This window comes from Paenibacillus rhizoryzae (assembly GCF_059686995.1).
The window spans coordinates 1-1,751 of sequence record NZ_JCAALT010000029.1 but is presented as its reverse complement, the minus strand read 5'-3'; the positions used below and the strand labels follow the sequence as shown (position 1 = coordinate 1,751).

At 45.5% G+C, this 1,751-nt stretch carries 1 protein-coding gene; it reads left to right on the top strand.

Annotated elements, in window-relative coordinates:
* Window positions 1-52: 52 nt before the first annotated feature.
* A complete protein-coding gene (locus AC6ESO_RS30420) occupies window positions 53-1,339 on the top strand; it encodes an IS110 family RNA-guided transposase (protein ID WP_497094615.1) in 1,287 nt (428 codons plus the stop codon).
* Window positions 1,340-1,751: the final 412 nt, after the last annotated feature.

The following is a 1,751-nucleotide window of genomic DNA, read 5'->3' as shown; positions in this document are numbered from 1 at the left end:
ACGACGCTGGCCGGCTGAACGGATCCCAAAAACAAACCAAGGAGAACACAACATGAATTTTAATCAAAATGAACGAATTAATCAAATCACATCTTCTACCTTAATTGTCGGCGTAGACATCGCAAAATTCAAACACGTGGCTCGCGCACAAGACAACCGCGGAGTCGAGTTCGGGAAGCCAATTACGTTTGAAAATACTCAAGCAGGATTCGAGTTGTTTGTGAGCTGGTTTCAAAAGATTTCATTGGAGCACGGCTTCCATGACGTCATGGTAGGCATGGAACCAACCGGCCACTACTGGCTGAACCTTGCTCACTTCCTACGAGAAAATCAAATAGCGTACGGTGTTGTAAATCCGCTGCACGTCAAGAAAAGCAAAGAGCTCGATGACAACTCACCGACGAAAAATGACGTTAAGGACGCGAAAGTCATTGCACAACTGGTCAAAGACGGGAGATACGCCGTACCAAGCCTTCCTCAGGGCATTTATGCGGAATTGAGGGAAGCGATGAAGATTCGCGATCACCTAACGACTGATCTTTGTGTGGTCCAAGCACGTGTCCATAACTGGCTAGATCGGTATTTTCCGGAGTTTCTAACGGTGTTTAAGGATTGGGAATGCAAATCTGCCATCCAAATGCTAAGCCTTTATTTAATGCCGCACGAGCTTGTTCAAGTGCCGGAAGAAACCTTGCTACAGCACCTGAGAGAGGTCGCAAAGCGAGGGCTTGGACTAGGTCGGATCAAGAATCTGAAGGAAGCAGCAAGCCGTTCAGTAGGCATAAGAACGGGTTCAGAGTTAGCGAAAATGGAACTAAAGCTCTTGCTTACCCAGTACGAATGGCTTCATAACAAGCTTGAAGAGTTGGAAGAAAGATTGGATAAATTACTCATACAGATTCCTCATGTGCCGCAATTACTAGCAATGAAGGGGATTGGAAGAGACACGATAGCAGGGTTCCTTGCTGAAGTAGGTGACATTAGCCAGTACCGTCATCCCAAGCAGATTTCGAAGCTTGCTGGATTGAATTTGAAAACAAATTCATCCGGCACACACAAAGGACAGACCAAGATAACCAAAAGAGGCCGAAAACGCCTTCGCGCCTTACTCTTTAGGGTAATGATGCCGTTGGTTGCTAAAAATGCAGCCTTCCGAGCTTTGCACGAGTATTACACCAAAAGGTCAACAAATCCGCTCAAAAAGATGCAATCTCTCATCGCGTTGTGTAACAAACTCATACGGATCCTGTTCGGTATATTGAAGAAGGGACATGAGTTCAGTGAAGCGAAAATGATTCAAGATATCCCTCGATTCGCAGAATTACCGCAAGCAGCTTAATAGAAAGTTTTCCTTTGATAATGACCTAATGATAGAAACAGATAACAAGAAGCACGGATGAGTCGGAAAGGCACTATCCATACGGACGAAGATCCTGTCGGGCAGCATATCTGACCTCCACCTCATGGACAGGTTGAATGAAGGAATGTGGGAGCGTAGACTCTGCGAGATGTGGGAGGGTTGACCGCCATGAGCGTATGTGGAGATCCAAAGGTGCAACCATACTTTTCCTGAGTAGCCACTTTTTACAGACAGTGGTCTAGGTGGAGACTTTTTGGCGCCTTTACCAGCCCCATAAATTTCTTCATCTACAACTTCGTTCCATCTAGATGTTATCTGTGAAGAAGAACACTTGGTCATAATCTAAGAAAACGCGAGCATTTAAGAGAAAAGCGATTCTCCATAGAGGGAG

Bases quoted from the DNA above. Each gene is read 5' to 3' on its own strand.
- AC6ESO_RS30420 (WP_497094615.1), top strand. From the start codon at position 53: ATGAATTTTAATCAAAATGAACGAATTAATCAAATCACATCTTCTACC.